Genomic DNA, 20,662 nt, shown 5'->3' on the forward strand with positions numbered 1-20,662 from the left:
GGGGTGTGTTTTAATCCCCATTGATGCGAAGGAACAAAGACCAAAAACGGCACATCACGTGGCAAATCGTTTGTGACTTACGTTCTGTAGGTTCAAACGTATCAGGAGTTTGCTGGCTTTTTGCCCCAAATTAAATTTCTTGAATATCTTGAAACCTTCTCGTTAAGGAGCTTACGACATCTAGGAAATGCTAGTGCCAACAACGCCGCAAAGGCTTTCGGTGGGACGAGTAACCGCAGTCTCTGGACGTGGTGTTTTTCTCGTCTGCCAGTAAATCACGTGATAAAGAGAGGAAGAAATTCAATGAATCAAGCCTATCAGGTTAAATTAGATGCTTTTGAAGGTCCGCTTGATTTATTACTCCACTTAATTAATAAATTTGAAATCGATATTTACGATATACCGATGGCCGAGCTTACAAAACAATACTTAGATTACATTCATACAATGAAACGTCTAGAATTAAATATTGCCAGTGAATATCTTGTTATGGCTTCGACACTTGTTGCAATTAAAAGTCAAATGTTATTGCCAAAACAAGACTTAGCTGATGAAGAAGCAGAAGAATATCAGGAAGACCCAAGAGAAGAATTAATGGGTAGATTGATTGAATACAGGAAATATAAAGAAGCAGCAAGTAAACTTAAAGCAAGAGAGGAAAAAGCAAATCAGATTTTTACCCGGTCACCAACTGTATTTAAAGAACTGCATCAAAAACAAAAAAATACAATGGTACCTGGTGAAGTATCTGTTTACGATATGTTAAATGCACTTGGTAAGATGTTTGAAAGGAAAAAGTGGAATGAACCACTTGATACAAAGGTTAGCCGTACAGAAATTCCAATTGAACAGCGAATGACAGATGTTTTGAAAATGGTAAGGAAAGCAAAAAAAGGTATCGCTTTTGATCAACTATTTCCATATCCTTCACGAACGCATATTGTTATTACCTTTATTGCCTTATTGGAGTTAATGAAGGATCGTGAGGTTTACTGTAAACAAGAACATCATTTTGACACATTGTATGTATTTAGTATGGAGGAATAATCGTGGAAGTCGCAGAGTTAAAGGCAATCATAGAAGGTTTACTTTTCGCAAGCGGTGATGAAGGAATCACTGTTAAACAGCTCCAAAAAGTTTTAGGTATATCAAAAGAGACTGTTGATCACTTGCTTGAAGAATTAAAATATGAGTATGAACGTAGAGATCGTGGCATTATGATAATGTCATCCAATGAAGTACTACATTTAACTACCAAACCGGAACACAGTGATTATTATAAAAAACTACTTGAAGTTCCTCAATCAAGTAGAATGTCACAGGCTGCACTAGAGACGTTAGCTATAATTGCTTATAGGCAGCCTATCACTAAAACAGAAATTGAGGACATAAGAGGTGTAAAAAGTGATCGACCTATTCAGACATTAGTCACAAGGTCACTCATTGAAGAAGTTGGTAGAAAAGAAAGTGTTGGAAAACCAATTTTGTTTGGAACGAGTAAAGAATTTCTAACTTATTTTGGTTTAACCTCACTAGATGAACTACCACCGCTACCAGATACAGACGAACCAGAAGATATTAATCAAGAAGCCGACCTTTTTTTTGAAAGGTTTAATGATGAGTTAGAATAGAATATGGATTTTCCTAAGTGGCAGCTTTTTAGTAGACTCACACAATGTGTATTATGTGAAGTAAAATACGCTCCGGAATTACACACCATTAATTTTGTGCTATACAAGTATTATGATGGTTGATTGGAATGGAGGGTATAGACTCCTTGAAAACATGTGACGCTGACGAATTCTTACTTATTGTGAGGGAATAGAAAGTGTCAAAAGACTTCAAAGCAGTGGATATTACGGAAGCTGAAGCAGTACCCTAATGTGCACTACTTCCGGAGCGAAAATCAACAAATGCAGAAATCGAGTTACGACCCAAACCCCATCTATTGCGAATGTAGAACTACAAAATAGAAGGGAAAAAAGTATCAAGAAACCTTGTATCTAAAATGATGCAAGGTTTTTTTATGTAAGATGAAGTAGCAATATTAGGGGTTCGTTTTTGCAATCACAATCGCTTTTGATAGGCATATGCTACGAAAAGGGGGTGTAGTAATGGAAACTCAACTAAACTATCTAAAGCAATTAGATGAATGGGGAGAGGCAGTAAAGGAGTCCATTTATTTAACAGAGTTAACAGAAAATGAACAATCTCGTTGGATGGAGCAAATTGTAGTATTTCAGGAAGAAATAAAAAACTGTTTAAATAAAAATAACGTAACTGACAGTGAATTAAGGATTCTACAGAATAAAGGGAAAAAGATTAATGATGGGTTGATGCATAATTATAATAATGAAAGTGTTTCTTATGGCAAGCATCAACTGCCGCCACTACCATATTCTTATGATGCATTAGAACCTTATATTAGTAAGGAGATTATGCGATTACATCATGATAATCATCATCAATCCTATGTTGATGGATTGAATAAGGCTGAGAAAGAAATATATGTGAAGAATGGTGAAAATAATCTTTTAAAACATTGGTTAAGAGAACAGGCTTTTCATGGTTCTGGCCATTATCTGCATACCATCTTCTGGAATAATATGACACCTGATTCTACGAAACATCCCATAAAGGAACTGAGGAATCAAATAAATCAAGACTTTGGATCCTATCAAAAATTTAAAAACTTATTTACAAAAGCCGCTACATCTGTAGAGGGAGTTGGTTGGGCAGTATTAGTGTGGAGTCCTAGAATGGCTAAGCTAGGCATACAATCCTTTGAAAAGCATCAACTCTTTCAAATTGCAGATACCATACCTTTACTTGTGCTCGATATGTGGGAGCATGCATACTATCTACAATACCAAACAGATAAAGAGAAATATGTAAAAAATTGGTGGAATGTTGTGAATTGGGAAAACGCTAATCAGCGTTTTCTAATGGCAAAGCAAGTGAAGTGGGAAAAATATTAAATATTTAGCAATCTAAGGTTCTCTCTAGATATGGTGTGGTATAGAAAATGCTCATATAGCATATAATCTTGCATATTATATAAAGACACCATATCTGTGGGAGGACAGCAGAAAATGAAAATGAGATATGTTTTTTTAATCGTATTACTAATATTTTCTCTATTTTTATCCCCTTCAAATGGACAAGCTGCACCTGGAGTATCTGCAAATAACGCGGTACTAATTGAGCAATCAACAGGTCGAGTATTGTTTGAGAAAAATGCTTATGATGAAGAGTCAATTGCTAGTATTACAAAAATAATGACTGCTATTATTGCGATTGAATCAGGGAAGATGGATGAAAAGGCAACAGCAAGTAGAAATGCCATCAATGCAGAAGGTTCATCTATTTATTTAGAGCAAGGGGAAAAAATGAAGATTGAAGATCTTGTGTATGGTCTAATGCTAAGGTCTGGAAATGATGCTGCAGTAGCTATAGCCGAACATGTAGGCGGGAGTGAGGAGGGCTTTGTGTTTATGATGAATGAAAAGGCCGAGTGGTTAGGCATGACGAATACACATTTTGATAATCCTCATGGGCTTGATTCGGACAATCATTATTCTAGTGCCTATGATATGGCTCTGCTTACACGTTATGCAATGGAAAATGAAAAGTTTCGAGAAATTACTGGTACGAAAATGTATAAATCAGATGATAGAACATATAGTTGGAAAAATAAGAATAAACTTTTAACACAATACTATGAATATAGTACAGGTGGTAAAACGGGCTTTACTAAAAAGACAGGAAGAACTCTTGTGAGTACTGCTAGTAAAGGTGGAATGGATTTAATAGTCGTTACTTTAAATGCACCTGATGATTGGAAAGATCATATGTCTTTGTTTAATTGGGCGTTTGAGAATTATAACATGGAGTCTATTAATGAAGAAGGAAAAGTAAAGTTTAATTTAATCAATCTTGATGAATCTATAATTGGATATGTTCGAGAAACAATACGTTACCCACTTACAGAAGAGGAACAAGGTAATTTAACTTTAAAGAATTTTATTTTAAAAGATTTTGAAGGAACAGAGTCATCCATTATTGGAAAAACAGAATATTATTTAGCAGATAAAAAAATATTTGAAACACCAATTTATGCAGATAAATCCAATGGGGATACCAATAGTTTTATCGATGATATGCTTTTATTCTATAAAAAATTAATAGGGATGTCAGAATATGGTTAATTTAATTTGGGCGTTTATGGCAATTGTAGGGATTGTTTTTGCAATGCTTAATGGAACAATAGATGAAGTAAATAAAGCGTTATTCGAAAGTGCTGATGAGGCTGTTAAACTATCAATAGGATTAATAAGTATTCTAGTATTTTGGTTAGGGATTATGAAAATCGCTGAAGAGGCCGGAATTTTAAGAATATTGACTCGTATGTTACGTCCTATAGTCATAAGGATTTTCCCTGACATACCTAAAGATCATCCTGCACTCGGTTATATTTTATCTAATTTCACAGCAAACATTTTTGGACTTGGTAATGCTGCAACACCTTTAGGAATTAAAGCGATGGAGCAGATGAAGGAATTGAGTGGTTCAGATACCGCTTCTAGGTCCATGATTACATTTCTAGCTATAAATACTGCAGGTATAACGATCATTCCGACAACTGTCATTTCTATACGAATGCAATATGATTCTGCTTCTCCTACAGAAATTGTTGGGACAACCATAATAGCTACGGGCACATCATTAGTTTTTGCACTATTAATTGATCGTTTTTTCTATTATCGAAGTCTTAGGAGGAAGGATTAATGGGAATAATTACTGCATTAAGCACTTGGATTATCCCCTCGTTTTTATTAATTGTCCTATTGACTGCAGTATGGAAAAGAATACCAGCGTATGAGTTATTTGTGGAAGGAGGAAAAGAAGGTGTTAAAATGGCATTTTCTTTACTTCCTTTTTTAGTTGGTATGCTTGTTTCTATCTCCATTTTAAGAAGTTCCGGTGCTTTAGAAGCCTTTATTAATTTTATATCACCATTTCTAACATGGATTGGAGTACCACCTGACATTATTCCATTAGCACTGGTTAGGCCTATATCAGGAAATGCAGCCCTTGGTGTTATGTCAGAATTAATTGCAACACATGGTCCGGACTCATTTATTGGTAGACTCGCTTCAACCATGCAGGGTAGTACAGATACTACATTATACATTTTAACTGTTTATTTTGGGGCAGTAGGAATAAAAAGGATGAGATATGCAGTAAAGGTTGGACTATTAGCAGATTTAGTTGGTATAATTGCATCAATCATAATTGTTACCCTTGTATTTGGGTAAAGCTAATAAGTAGCGTTAACAATATGTTAACGCTATTATTTATGTATAAAAATAAATTAGAGTATGGTGATAAAAATGACAAACAACTTGGAAAGACTTCAGAAAGTAATAGCACAAAGTGGTGTTACATCAAGAAGGAAAGCAGAAACACTAATTACTGACGGTAAAGTGAAGGTTAATGGAAAAGTCATTACAACTTTAGGAACCAAAGTGTCAAGGGATGATAAAGTGGAAGTGAATGGAGTCCCACTAGAAAAGGAAGAACCTGTTCACTATCTAATGTATAAACCTCGTGGTGTAATTTCAAGTGTAAAAGATGATAAAGGACGAAAAGTGGTAACAGATATACTAGGTGAAGAGGTAGAGGAGAGAGTATTTCCAGTAGGAAGGTTGGATTATGATACCTCTGGAATTTTATTGTTAACAAATGATGGAGAATTTGCTAATTTACTAATGCATCCAAGGTATAAGATGGATAAGATTTATGTTGCTAAGATCAAAGGATTACCTACAAAATCTGACTTAGCAAAGCTTAAAAAAGGAATTAAGTCGGGAGAAGATGTTTTAAAGGCAGTACGTTACCGGGTTTTATCTCAAGATAGAAAAGCGGGTACTACTATTTTAGAATTAACATTACATGAGGGAAAAAATAGACATGTAAGAAGAATGATGGAGGGTTTAGGATTTCCTGTTGCAAAACTAAAACGAGAACGATATGGATTATTAACATTAGATGGTCTTAAACCTGGTGAATATCGTCCATTAACACCAAAAGAAGTCAAACAGATGTATAATCAAGGACAGAAAATTGTTAAATAATCGTCATATTTGGTATTTTTTAACATGATATAATTGGTAAAGGAGTGTGACGAAATGAAGATAGAAAAGGCTAAAATTTCTAAGAGAAAGAAAAAAAGAAATCGATTAATATATCGTTCTGCCATATTAGCTATATTAGTTGGGGCAATTATTTTCGCCGTTGTTTCTAATTCACAAGCGGATAATTCAATTTACCGTGAAGGGGATATGGCACCAGACTTTCAATTAACTCAGGTTAATAATAATAACGAATTAGAAACCATCCGGCTTTCTGATCTAAGAGGAAAAGGAGTTATGCTGAATTTCTGGGGGACTTGGTGTAAGCCATGTGAAGCAGAAATGCCATATATGCAATCCTTATATCCTGAGTATAAGGAGAAAGGAATTGAAATCGTTGCCGTTAGTCTAGATAATACAGAATTAGTAATCCATAATTTTATTGATAAATATAATTTAACATTTCCTGTTCCACATGATACGACAGGGGAAGTGATGGATTTATATAAGGTTGGTCCTATTCCGAGTACCTTTTTCATAAATCCAGAAGGGGAGATTGAGGAGGTTGTTAATGGTGCCCTTACATTAGAAAGGCTGGAAGAATCACTTAAAAATATCTTACCAAAATGATATGCTCGAAATTTTGATACAACTGTGAGGGGATAACATGAAAGAAATAAAATGCGATTGTGGGCATGTGAATCCGTTAGGTACTGTGTTATGCGAATCTTGCGGTAAACCAATTGAAGGGAACCAGCATATTGATGGGAATCAGGATAAAAAACTATTGAATATGCGCTATGACGGAACTGCCCGACGTTCAAAAACTTATAATAAATCACTAATTGATAGAATTTGGAGTTTTTTCTCCTCCGTTAAGGTAGGGGTATGGTTAATTGTTTTAGCTTTAATTGCTTCCATGATTGGAACAATCCTTCCTCAAGAGATGTACATACCAGCTAATGCCCCAAATCGTGATCCGGCTGTCTTTTATCAGGAGCAATATGGAATCTTTGGTCGTATATTTTATCAATTTGGTTTTCATAACTTATATTCTTCGTTATGGTATTTGATTTTAATTGGTCTAATAGGTGTATCGTTAGTAATTTGTAGCTTGGATAGATTTGTTCCATTGTATAGAGCTTTGAAACATCAAAAGCCTAAGAAACATAAATCCTTTTTAAGTAGACAAAGGTTATACAGTGAAACCGAAAAAGTAACAGACGATGAAATAGAGGAAATTAAGTCAAAACTAAAAGCAAGACGTTATAAACTTACAGAGGAAAATGGACATATTTTAGCAGAAAAAGGCAGATTTTCGAGATGGGGACCTTACGTTAACCACATTGGACTGATTATTATTCTTTTAGCTGCCATTTTAAGAAGTACACCACTATTTTATATGGAGGAGTATGTTTGGGTTCGGGAAGGGGATACTATGGTACTCCCGGGGTCGGAAGGTGAATATTACGTCGAAAACAAGGATTTCATTTTGGAAACACATGATGATGAGAGATTTAAAGAAGCAATAGCCCAAGAAGGAATGGTAGCTAGTAACTTCCAAACTAATGTAGTTGTTTATAAAGCTGAGAGGCCAATACCAGGAGCTGAGCCAGAATTGGAACCAATTGTGGAAGATTCTATTCGTATGAATCAACCATTGGAATTTGATGGGTATGAACTGGTTCAATCTGGATATCAATTAAATGAATTCTCGAATATGACGTTTAAAATCCATGAAACAGAGGATGAAAGTGAGGAATCTTTAGGTACCTTTACTGTAGATTTAAGAGAACCAGAATCAGAATTTGTTTTAGACAATGGATTTAAAGTAGTGTTAGACCAGTATTATCCGGATTATTATCTAGATGATAACGGTATTCCTGCTTCTGAAACGAATTTCCCAAGGAACCCTGCTTTTGTGTTTTTTGTATATCCTCCCGGCAGTGACACACCGGAAGTAAGCTTCCTTGGTATAGGTAGAAATATTGATGCTACAGGTGAAAATGATTACAAACTAGGTATTCAAGATTTTGAAATGCATGATGTTAGTGGTTTAACATTTAAATATGATCGTTCATTACCTTTTTTTGGGATTGGAGCTACTATCTTTATGATAGGGGTTATTCAAGGAATGTACTGGCAGCACCGTAGAATATGGATTAACCGAACGAAAGATGGGAATGTGCTAATGGCTGCACATACAAATAAGAATTGGTTTGGTATCAAGAAAGATATTGAAAATGTAATAGAAAATACTAATCTCAATATGGTAGAAGATCAGCAGGAATTAGATGAAAAAGAGAAATAATGCGGATATACTGGCATGGTCGGGACAAACAAGGAGGATTTGTTTATGGATTTATTAAATATTAGTAGTACAGCGCTGTATACAGCGTTTGTACTCTATTTAATTGCAACCTTTTTCTTTGGAGCAACAATTAGAGATAAACGGACAGACAGTAAAAAAGGGAAAGCAGCAACAATAGGAATGGTATTAACGGTTATCGGATTACTTTCTCAACTTGTCTATTTTATTACGAGATGGATTGTGAGTGGACATGCCCCTGTTAGTAATATGTTTGAATTTCTAACGTTCTTAGGTATGGCACTTGTTCTTGGCTTTATTATACTTTATGCGTATTACAAGCTAAGCTTTCTAGGATTATTTGCTTTACCGATTGCAATGATTATCATTGCTTACGGAAGTATGTTTCCTACTGAAATAGCACCACTTGTACCTTCACTGCAAAGTCACTGGTTATATATCCATGTTACAACGGTGGCAATAGCACAAGGTATTCTAGGGATTAGCTTTGTGGTAGGTTTAATGTATCTTATCAAGCAGATTGATCAAACTGTACGCAGCAAAAAAACAAGTTGGCTAGAATTTGTCCTTTACATATTATTCGTATTTATTGGATTCGTTGTTATTACAACAGGATTTAATATAGCAAACTATAATGCAGTATTCGAATATCAATCGGGGACCCAAACAATCACAACTGAATACCATCTACCTGCTATAGCTGCTCCAACTGATGGAACATTGATGACAGATGGAGTTATGAAACCATTATTTGAAACTCCTAGTTGGTTTCAAGGAGAAGATGCTGGGAGAAAGTTTAATACTGTTATATGGTCATTTATTTCAGGGACCATTATCTATCTTTTTACCCGATTAGTTATTAGAAAACGAGTAGGGGCTGCTTTGCAACCTTTACTCCGTAATGTTAAAGCTGACTTACTTGATGAAATTGAATATCGTTCTGTCACTATCGGATTTCCAGTTTTTACATTAGGTGGCTTAATCTTTGCTGCAATATGGGCGGAAATTGCTTGGGGCAGATTTTGGGGCTGGGATCCAAAAGAAGTATGGGCTTTAGTTACTTGGTTGTTCTATGCTGCTTATTTACATTTGCGCCTTTCAAGAGGATGGCATGGAGAAAAGTCGGCATGGTTAGCTGTTATTGGATTTGGAATCATCATGTTCAATTTAATTGTAGTTAACCTTGTATTAGCGGGGTTACATTCTTACGCTTAACGAAAACATAAACGTGGAAGAGGTGCCATTTCGTTCATTAATCTTCTTGTTAGGTTATTGACGGAGTTAATATTAGTAGACGGGGTTATAAGAGTAAACTCTTACCTCGTCTTTTTCTTATACATTTTCTTATTTTTAGATTATACTTTTAAGTAGATAGAGAATGAGGAGGGGGATTTAATTGGATCAGGAAATAAAAATATTAGTTGTTGACGATGAAGAAAGAATTAGAAGACTCATCCGAATGTATCTAGAGCGAGAAGATTATATAGTTGAAGAAGCGGATAATGGGAAAGATGCTTTAGACATGGCTTTAAATGATAATTATGATGTTATAATCCTTGATATAATGATGCCAGAGATGGATGGTATTGAAGTGTGTCAGGCATTAAGAAAAGAAAAAACAACGCCGGTTATTATGTTAACTGCCAAAGGAGAGGAATCTAATCGAGTACAGGGTTTTGAAGTTGGTGCGGATGACTATATTGTGAAACCATTTAGCCCTAGGGAAGCGGTTTTAAGGGTAAAAGCATTACTTAGAAGAGTATCAGCATCCTCTTTCCATGATAAGGATGTAGCACCGAAAGACTTATTGGTTTACCCTCATATAACTATTGACTATGATGCGCATCGTGTGACTGCCGATGGTCAGGAAGTGAGTCTAACACCCAAAGAATATGAACTACTTTGCTTTTTAGCAAAATCCCCAGACAAAGTATTTAATAGGGAGTTACTTCTAAAAGAAGTGTGGCAATATGAATTTTTTGGGGATTTACGAACTGTTGATACCCATGTTAAAAGGTTGAGAGAGAAATTAAGCAAAGTTTCTAAAGAAGCAGCAAAAATGATTGTAACCGTTTGGGGAGTCGGTTACAAGTTTGAGGTAGATGATAAGTAATGTTTTGGCGAAGTGTTGTTGGAAAACTAGCAATAACTATTTTATTGCTAGTTTGTTTTGTACTATTTATCTTATCTATATTTTTACTTCAATTCTTTGAGAATTTCCATGTAAATAAGGCTGAAGAAGATATGATGCAGACAGCAACGAAGATTTCATATTTAATTGAGCAGCAGGAAGATGAATCACTCATCCATGAAACTGCAGATCTAATAAAGGATCCATCAAGTCGTGTAGCAATATTATATCCCGATGGTGAATTGTGGGTTTCACATAGTATTGATGATCGGTTAGAGAGTTTTGAAGAAGATTGGATACAAGAAGATCAAGATCTTTTAGAGGTCTTATCTGATAATCAAGAATTAAAAAAGGAAATGAAGTTACCGGATAATCATCTACAAGTAATGGTTGTTGGGAAGCCAATAAAAGATAATGGTGGGATATTTGTATACCAATCATTGGAAATAATAGACCAAACAAAGGTAGAAACTAGAAAGATAATTTATTTAGCAGCTGGTATTGCGCTTATCTTAACCACTTTTTTTGCAGTCTTTTTATCTACCCGTATTACTTCACCGCTTATTAAAATGAGAGAAGCAGCACATGAGTTAACAAGAGGAGAATTTAATACGAAAGTACCAATCTTAACACATGATGAAATTGGTGATTTAGCAATAGAATTCAATAGAATGGGGCGTCAGCTCAAATTTCATATCAATGCCTTGAGACAGGAAAAAGAGCAATTTTCAAGTATTGTCTCATCCATGGCTGATGGAGTTGTTACACTAAATCGTAATGGGGATATGATTGTAACGAATCCCCCAGCAGAAAAATTTTTGGATAACTGGTATTTTGATAACAATATTAACACCACGAATACTAAACAAAAGCTTCCAACAGAGCTTCAAGAAGTATTACAAGAAGTGATTGGGGGAGAAGATGAGGTATTACGTGAAATCAATATACAAGGAAGAAGTTATGTTATGTTAATGACCCCACTTTATGATGGAGAGCATGTTCGAGGTGCGGTTGCTGTTATCCGAGATATGACTGAAGAGCGCAGGTTAGATAAATTACGTAAAGATTTTATTGCGAATGTATCTCATGAATTACGTACACCTATTTCCATGCTACAAGGTTATAGTGAAGCAATCGTTGACGATATTGCTGAGAGTAAAGTGGAGAAAAATGAACTAGCTAAAATAATTCATGAAGAATCATTAAGGATGGGACGTTTGGTTAATGACCTTCTTGATTTAGCCAGAATGGAAGCTGGTCATATTCAACTAAATGAAGAAGAAGTTGAAATTGAAACTTATGTAGATCGTATTATGAGGAAGTTTCAAGGAATCGCACGAGAAAATAAAATCGAATTAGTGTTATCCAAAAGTATAACCAGGGAAACAGCCACACTTGATCCCGATCGTGTTGAACAGATTTTTACAAACTTAATTGACAATGCAATCCGACATACTCCTGAAAATGGATTCGTAAAGGTTAATGTGCGGAATAACGAAAAGGACTTTGAAGTAGCAATTGAAGATAATGGTAGTGGTATTCCTGAAGAAGATCTTCCTTTTGTATTTGAAAGATTTTATAAAGCAGATAAATCTAGAACAAGGAATAAAAAGAAAAAAGGAACTGGTTTAGGCCTCGCAATTGCTAAAAACATTGTAGACGCACATAAAGGTTATATAAGTGTTAAAAGTAAAATCAATCAAGGAACAACATTTAGTTTCAAAATCCCTCATAAATTAAAGAATTGATTTGTTTTTTATTACTTTTGTGATAAAATTTACGTGTCATTAAATTGAATAGGATTTATTTTTAAAGACGGTGCATGGATGCTTAAAAGGGAATCTAGTGAAGATCTAGAACTGTCCTCGCAACTGTAATTGATGTACGAAAAAAGCAATGACCACTGTATGGAAACATGTACGGGAAGGGGCTTTGAGTAGGCTAAAATCAAAAGTCAGTAGACCTGCCGTTTTTAATGTTTCTTAAGCTTCGAGGAAAAGCAATGGAGATATTCGAATACATAGGAGATTTATAATATTGTTCGTTTGTCAAAAAAGCTGACTCGATTTACGGGTTAGCTTTTTTGGATTACCTTAAAATTTTATGACAAAAATACATATAAAAGGAAGTGGCAAAAATGAAGAAATGGAATGGTCTAATCATCGTGTCAATTATGATTATTTCGATTGGCTTACTAGCAGGTTGTTCTTTTGGTGAAGAAACGGAGGATAACGGCGCTTCTACAAGTACGACAGATAGTACACATTCTACAGAGGTACCAGAGAATCATGTACGAATTACGGTTTCCATTAATCATGGAAATGAGTTCATTACGGAAGAAGAGATTCCTATTGAAGATGGGGATATTTTATTAGATGTGATGGAAGAAAACTTCTATGTTGAACAAAAAGGTGGCTTCATAACTTCTATTGAACGTGTGAAGGCAAGTGATGAAGAAAAAACTGCTTGGATGTATTATGTAAATGGTGAGATGCCTACTGTAGGTGCTTCGGAATATGAATTATCTTCCGGTGATAAAATTGTTTTTGATTTACAATCTTGGGAATGATAATCATTGAATACATATAAACTAACTCTTTTAGCCTTGCTTGCAACATTAGCAGTAGTTGGTCGGTATGTTTTTCAATTCTTACCGAATATACAGCCGGTAACCGCATTGATTATTATTTGTGGTTTTTTACTTGGGCCAATAGAAGCTATAATACTCGCCTTTCTCGTTACCTTTTTATCTAATATGCTGTTAGGACTTGGTATCTGGACGGTCTGGCAAATTATCGCATGGGCAATCATCGGTTTAATCAGTGGACTGTTTGGAAAGAAAAAGAAATCATTCTCGTTTCCTATATTAATAGTTATTGGTATCGTTAGTGGTTATTTTTATGGATTTATTATTTCACTAACTACTTATCAGATTACTGGTCAGTTTTGGCCTTATTATTTTGCAGGACTACCTTTTGATACAAGCCATGCCATTGGAAATGTCATTTTTATGATTTTCTTCTATCCAGTCATTTCTCATTTATATAAAAATTATGCCAAAAATCATTATTAGTGAACAGTAGAGGAATCGCCCTCATAGATAAAGAACACCAACAACCTGGTACCTGCGTATTTACTCGTCCCGACAAAAGGCCTTTGATTGGAATAGCGTCTAATATTTTAGCCTACTTACAAATACCGACTAGCTAATAGTTGGTATTTTTTTCAATTTCAATTATAGTAATAATGGATTCAAAACGAATTTGTTTTATTTTTGTAACCTTTTTGCAATATAAAACGACTAATGAACTGAACGGAGGTTCTTTATGAAAGCCGTCTTTGATAAGCTGTATGATGATTATCATCGGGATTTATACCAATTTATATTTTATATGGTTAAAGATAAGAATTTAGCAGAAGATCTCGTTCAAGATGTGTATGTAAAAGTATTAAAATCTTACTCCTCTTTTAAGGGGGAAAGTAGTGAAAAGACTTGGTTATTCTCTGTTGCAAAACATGTGACGTATGATTACTTTCGGAAAAAGAAGAGAAAGTCCCAGCGCATATTTGATTTCTTTGATTGGACTGAAAAAGGGGAGACGATTCAGGATCAAACCCCCCTACCAGAGGAAATTGCGGTTCAAAAAGATGAGATGAAAAGAATTTACACTCTATTAGATAAATGTACAATGGATCAAAAAAGCGTGATTATATTAAGGTTTATTCAATCTTTTTCCATTCAAGAAACTGCAGAAATTTTAAATTTTAGTATAAGTAAAGTAAAAACTGTACAGCATCGGGGACTTAAAGCATTGAAAAAGCATATCGAAAATGAAGAGAAAGGAGGAGGGACTAATGGATAAAAAACATAAAGAACTTCTTGATTCATTAAAAAATATGCCAAAAGTTGAGGACGACATGGATAAAAATGTGCTTTATCAAGAGATTACCTCTAAACTAAATAGGGATGATCAGCACGTGAAGTTTAATAAAAAGAATAAGTTAGTCCCCATTTTAGGATCTATTTTTGCAGTTATTTTAGTTATTTTTATACCTATTATAATGAACAATTCTTCTTTTCAAACTACCGACGAGAATGTTGAACAAAATTTTATGGTTCAGGAGGATTCGATGATTGAAAAAGAAGAAGAGCAAACAGAGGGCAACCAAGAATCGAACGATATAGATACACCTATTCAGGAAGATGAATTTCAGATTTATATGGACAGAGATCCCAAAAGCGATAAACTTGTAATAGATTCTGTTGAAGAGGACACAAATATTATTTATGCAGCAATTTCGGATGAACAATTTCAATATGCTATACCGATTTCTTTTATCGTATCTGATTCTGAAAATATAAATAATCATTATAATCGTCTAGAGGAATATCTTAATCAAAGTAATCTAACTACAACGGATTACTTATTAAAAGGTGTTAAATATAATTTTCAAGATACTTCTGGAGAAGTGGAGATAATATTACCAGAGAATTTTGAAATAGAAAGCTCTGCGCAAGCAAATATGTTTGAAAGAATGATTGAGACGATGTTTGCCCCCATTGGAGTGGAAAAAGCTACCTTTCACTCTGAAAACAATGAAGGTGTAGATTTAGGACCATTTGGTAAACTAAAAGAAATGCCTCTCGAAAAAGAAAGTAAAGCAAGCTATAAGCTTTACAAGGATCGATTTTTAGTACCAATACCACATGATCCAAACAGTACGGTTGAGGATGCATTAGTGGAAATGAAAAATAATCAAGAAGCATTTAACATGGTTCGGACCATACCAGAGAATATCCATTTTTCCGTTCAATCTTCTGAACAAGAATTAATCCTAAATTTTACAGACAAATCTTCCATAGGTCATAACCAGCAAACACAATATATGGTAGAAGCAATTCTAATGACAGCAAAAAGTTATGGATATGACTTTGTGAACTTTAATGAAATGCCAGTAGAACAGCTTGGGGATTATAATTTTAATGAGCCAATTAAGGTTCCAAATGCTATTAATCCGTATGATATCAAGAATGAGTAAATATATTTATAGTACTTGTAAGAACAGTGTATATGAAAAAATCCGCATGTATTTACTAATAGAATTGCGTTTTATCAATTAAATTATTTGCCAATATAAAAAAGGTGCTCTTGAAATTTATTTTCAATAGCACTTTTTTATTTCTTTTATGTAAAGTATAATATGATGTAGATTATTCATCGAATTTTAGAGGGTTACCATGAAAAGCGTACTTAGATATTTTTATGGAATCAGTGGGACAACCTTCAAACGCATCAAATACGTCATCCTCAAATTCATATGGAACGGAGTTAACACCTTGGTTGTTGTCAAGTTTAACAAACGAAATTCCTTCATCATCATAGTCGAATATTTCTGGTGATGCAACTCCACAAGCCCCACATGCAATACATGTTTCTTTATCCACAATTGTATAGATAGGCAATTTTACTTTCCTCCTATATGTGTGAACAACCTCTATTTAAAACAGCAGATTCCTAACATACTGTTCTTTACTTATTTTAATTTGAATTCATAGTTTATACAATGCATCACTATAGGATTTTATAGCATAAAGGAGAGGTGTATAACAATGATTTATGATTGGATCTTACTAACATGCTTTAAAAATATTAATGGCGAACGGACTTCTTCCAGCATTTATCATCTATTAAAGGGGAAACGCTCTATTCAAACGGTGCAGGATGCCCATTTGTTTAAACTGGATTCTTTTTATGGAATATATAAGCGATTAAAAAAAAATAGGTTTGACGCAAAAATTGAAGACCTAATGCAAAATCGGTTAATCGAATGCAATTATAATGAAAATGATATGACTTTTACAATTACAACCTCAGGTGAGTCATTTCTAAAAAATGCTCAAATACATAATAAATTTAATGGGCTTTTATACTACGAAAAGTCGGACATTTTTACACATCGGCTTTTATTACTTATTCAAACGTTAACGAATAGCAAAATGGGATTTTTTTCTTTTATCCCCGTCATTAACTTACCTGAAGTAGAACGATGGGTAAAAGTTCATTACAAGAAGATGAAGGGAAAAGAATCCAAACTACTTCAAAAAATATACGATGAGCTTACACAAGTACTCTGTCTGTTTACGGATAAAGAATCATCCATTTTTGTTCAAAGATTGACAGGGTATGAAAATTACGGTATGAGTGTTTACCAATTATCGGAAATTTATGATATGACAGAAGATGATGTGTATCTACTTCTAGAAAGTATGAATCATCAAATATTAAAAGAAGTTGAATCTAATCCAAACGGTTTTTCTTTTCTATGGTATGTGATTAAAGATTTATTGGCAAAAAACCATTTAACACAATCAGCAAATGAAACCTATCAATATCTAAAGAATGGCTTTACTGCCGAACAAATTGCATATAGAAGAAATTTAAAAGTAAATACGATTTATGATCATATCGTTGAAATTGCATTGTATACGGATTATTTTCCGATACGAGATTATGTAAGTGAAAAGGTGCAAAATGAGATAATGGAAGCTAGAATACAAGCAGATTCTAACAAATTAAAGGCTATTAAAAAAATCGTGAGTGCGTCTACTAGTTACTTTCAAATTAGATTAGTTCTTGCTATTGAAAATAAATTACAAAAATAGGGTGGTTAGATTGATTTCAGGTATTAATCTCGAAGAAGAATTACAGCGATATTTTCATTTTTCATCCTTTCGTAAAGGGCAGAAAGAGATTATTGAGGATGTTTTGCGAGGAAAAGATGTTTTAGGAATATTACCAACAGGCTCTGGAAAATCTATTTGTTACCAATTACCAGCCATTCTGTTAGAGGGATTAACCATTGTTGTATCCCCTTTAATATCATTAATGCTAGACCAGGTAAGGCAGTTAAAAGCAAATCATTTTAAAAAAGTTGTTGCATTAAATAGCTTTATGAATCCAAAAGAACGTCAGTTTGTCTATAGAAATCTACATCAATATAAATTACTTTTTATTTCACCAGAATTATTACAGCATAATGAAATTATGACACTATTAGAAAAACAAAAGGTTAGTTTATTTGTAGTAGATGAGGCGCATTGTATTTCACAGTGGGGTCATGAATTTAGGCCTGATTATTTAAAGCTAAGTACAATTATTGAAAAGTTAGGGAATCCTCCGACACTAGCATTGAGTGCAACTGCTACACCAGCCGTACAGGAGGACATTATTTCTTCATTAAAAAAACCTGAAATGGTAAAGCAAATTTATCCCATGGATAAACCTAATATTGCTTTTTGCGTAAAGAAATTGGAACATGACGAGGAAAAAAATCAAATAATGATAGATTTGCTATCTTCTTACCATGTACCAACGCTCATTTATTTTTCTAGTCGGAAAATGGCGGAAAAAATAATGAAATTGTTATCAGATAAACTTGAACACTTACGTATAGCCTTCTATCATGCAGGAATGGAGGCGATGGACCGAATTGCTATTCAACAGCAATTCATGAACGGACAATTAGATGTTATTTGTTGTACGAGTGCTTTTGGAATGGGCATAGACAAAAGTAATATTCGTTTAATCATTCATTATCATTTTCCATTACAGATTGAGTCTTATATTCAAGAAGTTGGTAGAGCCGGCAGGGACGGAAAATCAAGTGTTAGTCTACTGCTATTTTCTAAACAGGATATAAGTATGCCAAACAACATCATTAAGAATGAATTGCCTGATGAAAGTACTTTATCTCGAGTTTATCAATATCTATATACACTTTCTTTAGAGAGAAAGGATTTACCACAAGATGAGGTCCAGACAGAAAATATTCTACAAATAAATGAAATTCAATGGAGATTTTTAAGATATCAGCTAGAAAAAAATGGTATTATAAAAGGAAATGCGATATCCCCTTATAATGATAAGTGGAAAGGTATTTTTCAGAATATATTACAAGTCATTACAACACGTGTTAAACTAAAAGAAAGAAAACTTACTGAAATGCTACGATGGATACATGAAGAGGAATGTTTACGAGAAAACCTTTATAAAAACTTCCAAACTACGTGTAGTGAATCTATATTTCAATGCTGTAGTAATTGTGGATTTAAATGGTCTGATTGGTATCCTGAAGAAACGAACAATAGCATTACCCAAGAGATGAGTTGGAGAAAACAATTAAAGAAAATATTATTAATTGGTGACTTAGATGAAACAACGTGAGATTATTAAACAATTATCAGATAAGGAATTAAAAAAGCAATTATTTTTATCACAGGCTATATTATTGGGCATAGCCATTCTTTTAAGCCTGATTTTCTTTAACTCTTTTTCTGACTGGTTGGTATATATTGAGTGGAATGAAAAGGAAGTTCTTCTCTTTGGCATCATTCCTGGTTTAATCATCGTTATATTCGATTTATTTCTCATGAAAATATTCCCGAAGCATGCATTAGACGATGGAGGAATAAATGAGCGAATACTTCGTGGGCAGCCAATCGGTTTTATATTTTTATTATCTATTTTTGTATCTATTAGTGAGGAACTGTTGTTTAGAGGCGTTATTCAAACAACCTTTGGTTATATTGTTGCAAGTGTAATTTTTGCACTTGTCCATTTCCGTTACTTAACCAAGCCAATATTATTTGTCTCTATTGTTATGGTGAGTTTTATAATTGGTTACTTATTTGAAATTACAGAAAATATTCTAGTAACCATCTTTGCTCATTTTACCGTTGACTTTTTACTCGGATTAATTATTCGCTTTAAATAGTGAGGTGTATGAAAATGGAGAATGATCAAGCCAATGAATTAAGAAATTTGTTTGAAGAGATAATAAAAGAGGAATCAGCTCCAGAAAATATGCACATAGAAAAAGAAGAGCCTGATGTTTTAAATCTGCCTCCAAGAAAAGAAATCCATAAAAGTAGTAATCGTACACAAATTAAAGTAAAAAAACCTTTCATGCGATTTCTATTCGTTACCCTGGTTCTTTTCACCATAATATTGGTAACTTATTATTATGTAGGAGATACAATTGTCCAGTGGTAAGAAACTAGAAGGAACAAGTTAGGAAAAATTCCCAGCTAACAGATAAAACTATATAAGGAAGATGGATTGTGAAAAGATTTGGTTTCGTTACTGTTATAGTATTTCCTATATTATTATTTTACATGATTTATAAAGCACATCGTGATAAAATTAATTACCAGACAGTGATAGACGAGAAGTTGCCAACTGTCTTTGAAGGTTTTCGTATTTTTTTTATCTCCGATATACATAAGAGGCGAATTAAAAAAACAACATTAGAAAAAATTAGTGGGAATATAGATATTGTTGTTATTGGAGGCGATTTAACAGAAGGGAATGTTCCATTTAAACGTACAGAAGAAAATTTAGAACTCTTAAAAAGATGGAATGTCCCTGTTTTTTTTGTTTGGGGAAATAATGATTATGAAAAGGATTATAATCAGTTCCTTGCCTTACTTGAAAAAGTGGGAGTCACTGTTTTGTCCAATTCTAGCAAAAGTATTGTTAAAAATAATCAGGTTATGACGATTATTGGGTTGGATTGTTCTACATATCGAGATACTCGAATAGATTTGGCATCACATGAAACGGCTGGACAATATAATGTATTGCTGACGCATATGCCATCTTCCTATTTTCAACTAAACAATGGAGATAGGCTAAATATAAATATTGTATTAGCAGGACATACACATGGCGGACAAATTCGTATTTTTGATTTAGGTATTTATGAACCCGGGTCTATTATGAAGTATCAAAATGCATCTGTTTTAATAAGTGAGGGATATGGCTATACATTATTACCATTTAGACTAGGTACTAGCGCGGAATGTCATGTAGTCACCATTAGAACATACGTAGAAGATCCCTAATCGAAGGGAACTTGATGTCTTAAGGCGGCGGTTACTCTCATCACTGAAAATATTATTTGTCATAACGCCAGCACTAGTACGTCTTGTTCGTCAACGATACCTTGAGAGTGGATAATAAAGAAAAATTCAAGTATAAGGGGTTTTTGGCATATATTGTATCAAGT

Annotated in this window: 22 protein-coding genes and 1 riboswitch; of the genes, 21 read left to right on the forward strand and 1 reads right to left on the reverse strand. The window is 33.9% G+C overall.

Annotation, left to right across the window (positions count from 1 at the left end):
• The first annotated feature begins 303 nt into the window (after positions 1-303).
• The 16 genes from CAO17_RS06240 (at position 304) to CAO17_RS06315 (ending at position 15,634) form a co-directional block, all read left to right on the forward strand.
• On the forward strand, positions 304-1,047 hold the full coding sequence (locus CAO17_RS06240) for a segregation/condensation protein A (protein ID WP_085991987.1): 744 nt from the start codon (positions 304-306) through the stop codon (positions 1,045-1,047).
• A 2-nt stretch (positions 1,048-1,049) separates the two neighbouring features.
• Positions 1,050-1,631 (forward strand): SMC-Scp complex subunit ScpB, encoded by a 582-nt coding sequence (gene scpB, locus CAO17_RS06245; protein ID WP_085991988.1) that lies wholly within the window; start codon positions 1,050-1,052, stop codon positions 1,629-1,631.
• 483 nt (positions 1,632-2,114) lie between these two features.
• Positions 2,115-2,978 carry a superoxide dismutase gene (locus CAO17_RS06250; RefSeq protein ID WP_085991989.1) on the forward strand — a complete coding sequence of 288 codons (864 nt, stop codon included), beginning with the start codon at positions 2,115-2,117 and terminating at the stop codon, positions 2,976-2,978.
• Positions 2,979-3,098: 120 nt separating this feature from the next.
• A complete protein-coding gene (locus tag CAO17_RS06255; RefSeq protein WP_085994417.1) occupies positions 3,099-4,208 on the forward strand; it encodes a D-alanyl-D-alanine carboxypeptidase family protein in 1,110 nt (369 codons plus the stop codon).
• Complete coding sequence (locus CAO17_RS06260) at positions 4,201-4,788, forward strand: nucleoside recognition domain-containing protein (RefSeq protein WP_085991990.1); 588 nt, start codon at positions 4,201-4,203, stop codon at positions 4,786-4,788. The genes CAO17_RS06255 and CAO17_RS06260 overlap by 8 nt, the downstream gene beginning before the upstream one ends.
• A complete protein-coding gene (locus tag CAO17_RS06265; RefSeq protein ID WP_085991991.1) occupies positions 4,788-5,318 on the forward strand; it encodes a spore maturation protein in 531 nt (176 codons plus the stop codon). The genes CAO17_RS06260 and CAO17_RS06265 overlap by 1 nt, the downstream gene beginning before the upstream one ends.
• 87 nt (positions 5,319-5,405) lie before the next feature.
• A complete protein-coding gene (locus CAO17_RS06270) occupies positions 5,406-6,137 on the forward strand; it encodes a pseudouridine synthase (protein ID WP_179152016.1) in 732 nt (243 codons plus the stop codon).
• 54 nt (positions 6,138-6,191) lie between these two features.
• The gene (gene resA / locus CAO17_RS06275; protein ID WP_085991993.1) at positions 6,192-6,764 is read left to right on the forward strand and encodes a thiol-disulfide oxidoreductase ResA; all 573 of its coding nucleotides are present in this window, start codon (positions 6,192-6,194) and stop codon (positions 6,762-6,764) included.
• A gap of 37 nt (positions 6,765-6,801) precedes the next feature.
• The gene (resB, locus tag CAO17_RS06280; RefSeq protein ID WP_085991994.1) at positions 6,802-8,445 is read left to right on the forward strand and encodes a cytochrome c biogenesis protein ResB; all 1,644 of its coding nucleotides are present in this window, start codon (positions 6,802-6,804) and stop codon (positions 8,443-8,445) included.
• A gap of 45 nt (positions 8,446-8,490) precedes the next feature.
• Entirely contained in the window at positions 8,491-9,678 is a 1,188-nt protein-coding gene (gene ccsB / locus CAO17_RS06285; protein ID WP_085991995.1) for a c-type cytochrome biogenesis protein CcsB, read from the forward strand.
• A gap of 181 nt (positions 9,679-9,859) precedes the next feature.
• Positions 9,860-10,576, forward strand: coding sequence for a response regulator transcription factor (locus tag CAO17_RS06290; protein ID WP_085991996.1), 717 nt, complete (start codon positions 9,860-9,862; stop codon positions 10,574-10,576).
• The gene (locus tag CAO17_RS06295; protein ID WP_085991997.1) at positions 10,576-12,342 is read left to right on the forward strand and encodes an ATP-binding protein; all 1,767 of its coding nucleotides are present in this window, start codon (positions 10,576-10,578) and stop codon (positions 12,340-12,342) included. Before CAO17_RS06290 ends, CAO17_RS06295 begins: the two co-directional genes overlap by 1 nt.
• 51 nt (positions 12,343-12,393) lie before the next feature.
• Positions 12,394-12,579: riboswitch (cobalamin riboswitch) on the forward strand.
• Between the two features lie 152 nt (positions 12,580-12,731).
• Positions 12,732-13,163: a DUF4430 domain-containing protein gene (locus CAO17_RS06300; protein WP_085991998.1), complete on the forward strand. Its 432-nt coding sequence runs from the start codon at positions 12,732-12,734 to the stop codon at positions 13,161-13,163.
• A gap of 6 nt (positions 13,164-13,169) precedes the next feature.
• Positions 13,170-13,667, forward strand: a complete 498-nt coding sequence (locus CAO17_RS06305; RefSeq protein ID WP_085991999.1) for an ECF transporter S component — start codon at positions 13,170-13,172, stop codon at positions 13,665-13,667.
• A 253-nt stretch (positions 13,668-13,920) separates the two neighbouring features.
• Entirely contained in the window at positions 13,921-14,457 is a 537-nt protein-coding gene (gene sigX / locus CAO17_RS06310) for an RNA polymerase sigma factor SigX (RefSeq protein ID WP_085992000.1), read from the forward strand.
• Entirely contained in the window at positions 14,450-15,634 is a 1,185-nt protein-coding gene (locus CAO17_RS06315) for a hypothetical protein (protein ID WP_085992001.1), read from the forward strand. Before sigX ends, CAO17_RS06315 begins: the two co-directional genes overlap by 8 nt.
• 172 nt (positions 15,635-15,806) lie before the next feature.
• Here the strand turns inward: CAO17_RS06315 and CAO17_RS06320 are convergent, their stop codons facing one another.
• Entirely contained in the window at positions 15,807-16,058 is a 252-nt protein-coding gene (locus tag CAO17_RS06320) for a ferredoxin (protein ID WP_085992002.1), read from the reverse strand.
• Positions 16,059-16,205: 147 nt separating this feature from the next.
• Here CAO17_RS06320 and CAO17_RS06325 point away from each other — a divergent pair, with 147 nt between their 5' ends.
• The 5 genes from CAO17_RS06325 (at position 16,206) to CAO17_RS06345 (ending at position 20,498) form a co-directional block, all read left to right on the forward strand.
• Positions 16,206-17,258: a YpbB family protein gene (locus tag CAO17_RS06325; RefSeq protein ID WP_085992003.1), complete on the forward strand. Its 1,053-nt coding sequence runs from the start codon at positions 16,206-16,208 to the stop codon at positions 17,256-17,258.
• Between the two features lies 1 nt (position 17,259).
• The gene (locus CAO17_RS06330) at positions 17,260-18,819 is read left to right on the forward strand and encodes a RecQ family ATP-dependent DNA helicase (protein ID WP_425435908.1); all 1,560 of its coding nucleotides are present in this window, start codon (positions 17,260-17,262) and stop codon (positions 18,817-18,819) included.
• Positions 18,806-19,369, forward strand: a complete 564-nt coding sequence (locus tag CAO17_RS06335; RefSeq protein ID WP_085992005.1) for a CPBP family intramembrane glutamic endopeptidase — start codon at positions 18,806-18,808, stop codon at positions 19,367-19,369. The genes CAO17_RS06330 and CAO17_RS06335 overlap by 14 nt, the downstream gene beginning before the upstream one ends.
• A gap of 14 nt (positions 19,370-19,383) precedes the next feature.
• On the forward strand, positions 19,384-19,647 hold the full coding sequence (locus CAO17_RS06340) for a hypothetical protein (protein WP_085992006.1): 264 nt from the start codon (positions 19,384-19,386) through the stop codon (positions 19,645-19,647).
• Positions 19,648-19,715: 68 nt separating this feature from the next.
• Entirely contained in the window at positions 19,716-20,498 is a 783-nt protein-coding gene (locus CAO17_RS06345; RefSeq protein ID WP_085992007.1) for a metallophosphoesterase, read from the forward strand.
• Positions 20,499-20,662 lie beyond the last annotated feature (164 nt).

The sequence above is a fragment of the Oceanobacillus senegalensis genome, from assembly GCF_900176885.1.
Taxonomy (GTDB): domain Bacteria; phylum Bacillota; class Bacilli; order Bacillales; family Amphibacillaceae; genus Oceanobacillus; species Oceanobacillus senegalensis.

Coding starts and splice junctions, on each gene's coding strand:
- CAO17_RS06240 (WP_085991987.1), top strand. CDS start 304: ATGAATCAAGCCTATCAGGTTAAATTAGATGCTTTTGAAGGTCCGCTT.
- CAO17_RS06250 (WP_085991989.1), top strand. CDS start 2,115: ATGGAAACTCAACTAAACTATCTAAAGCAATTAGATGAATGGGGAGAG.
- CAO17_RS06255 (WP_085994417.1), top strand. CDS start 3,099: ATGAGATATGTTTTTTTAATCGTATTACTAATATTTTCTCTATTTTTA.
- CAO17_RS06260 (WP_085991990.1), top strand. CDS start 4,201: ATGGTTAATTTAATTTGGGCGTTTATGGCAATTGTAGGGATTGTTTTT.
- CAO17_RS06265 (WP_085991991.1), top strand. CDS start 4,788: ATGGGAATAATTACTGCATTAAGCACTTGGATTATCCCCTCGTTTTTA.
- resA (WP_085991993.1), top strand. CDS start 6,192: ATGAAGATAGAAAAGGCTAAAATTTCTAAGAGAAAGAAAAAAAGAAAT.
- resB (WP_085991994.1), top strand. CDS start 6,802: ATGAAAGAAATAAAATGCGATTGTGGGCATGTGAATCCGTTAGGTACT.
- ccsB (WP_085991995.1), top strand. CDS start 8,491: ATGGATTTATTAAATATTAGTAGTACAGCGCTGTATACAGCGTTTGTA.
- CAO17_RS06295 (WP_085991997.1), top strand. CDS start 10,576: ATGTTTTGGCGAAGTGTTGTTGGAAAACTAGCAATAACTATTTTATTG.
- CAO17_RS06300 (WP_085991998.1), top strand. CDS start 12,732: ATGAAGAAATGGAATGGTCTAATCATCGTGTCAATTATGATTATTTCG.
- sigX (WP_085992000.1), top strand. CDS start 13,921: ATGAAAGCCGTCTTTGATAAGCTGTATGATGATTATCATCGGGATTTA.
- CAO17_RS06315 (WP_085992001.1), top strand. CDS start 14,450: ATGGATAAAAAACATAAAGAACTTCTTGATTCATTAAAAAATATGCCA.
- CAO17_RS06325 (WP_085992003.1), top strand. CDS start 16,206: ATGATTTATGATTGGATCTTACTAACATGCTTTAAAAATATTAATGGC.
- CAO17_RS06335 (WP_085992005.1), top strand. CDS start 18,806: ATGAAACAACGTGAGATTATTAAACAATTATCAGATAAGGAATTAAAA.
- CAO17_RS06340 (WP_085992006.1), top strand. CDS start 19,384: ATGGAGAATGATCAAGCCAATGAATTAAGAAATTTGTTTGAAGAGATA.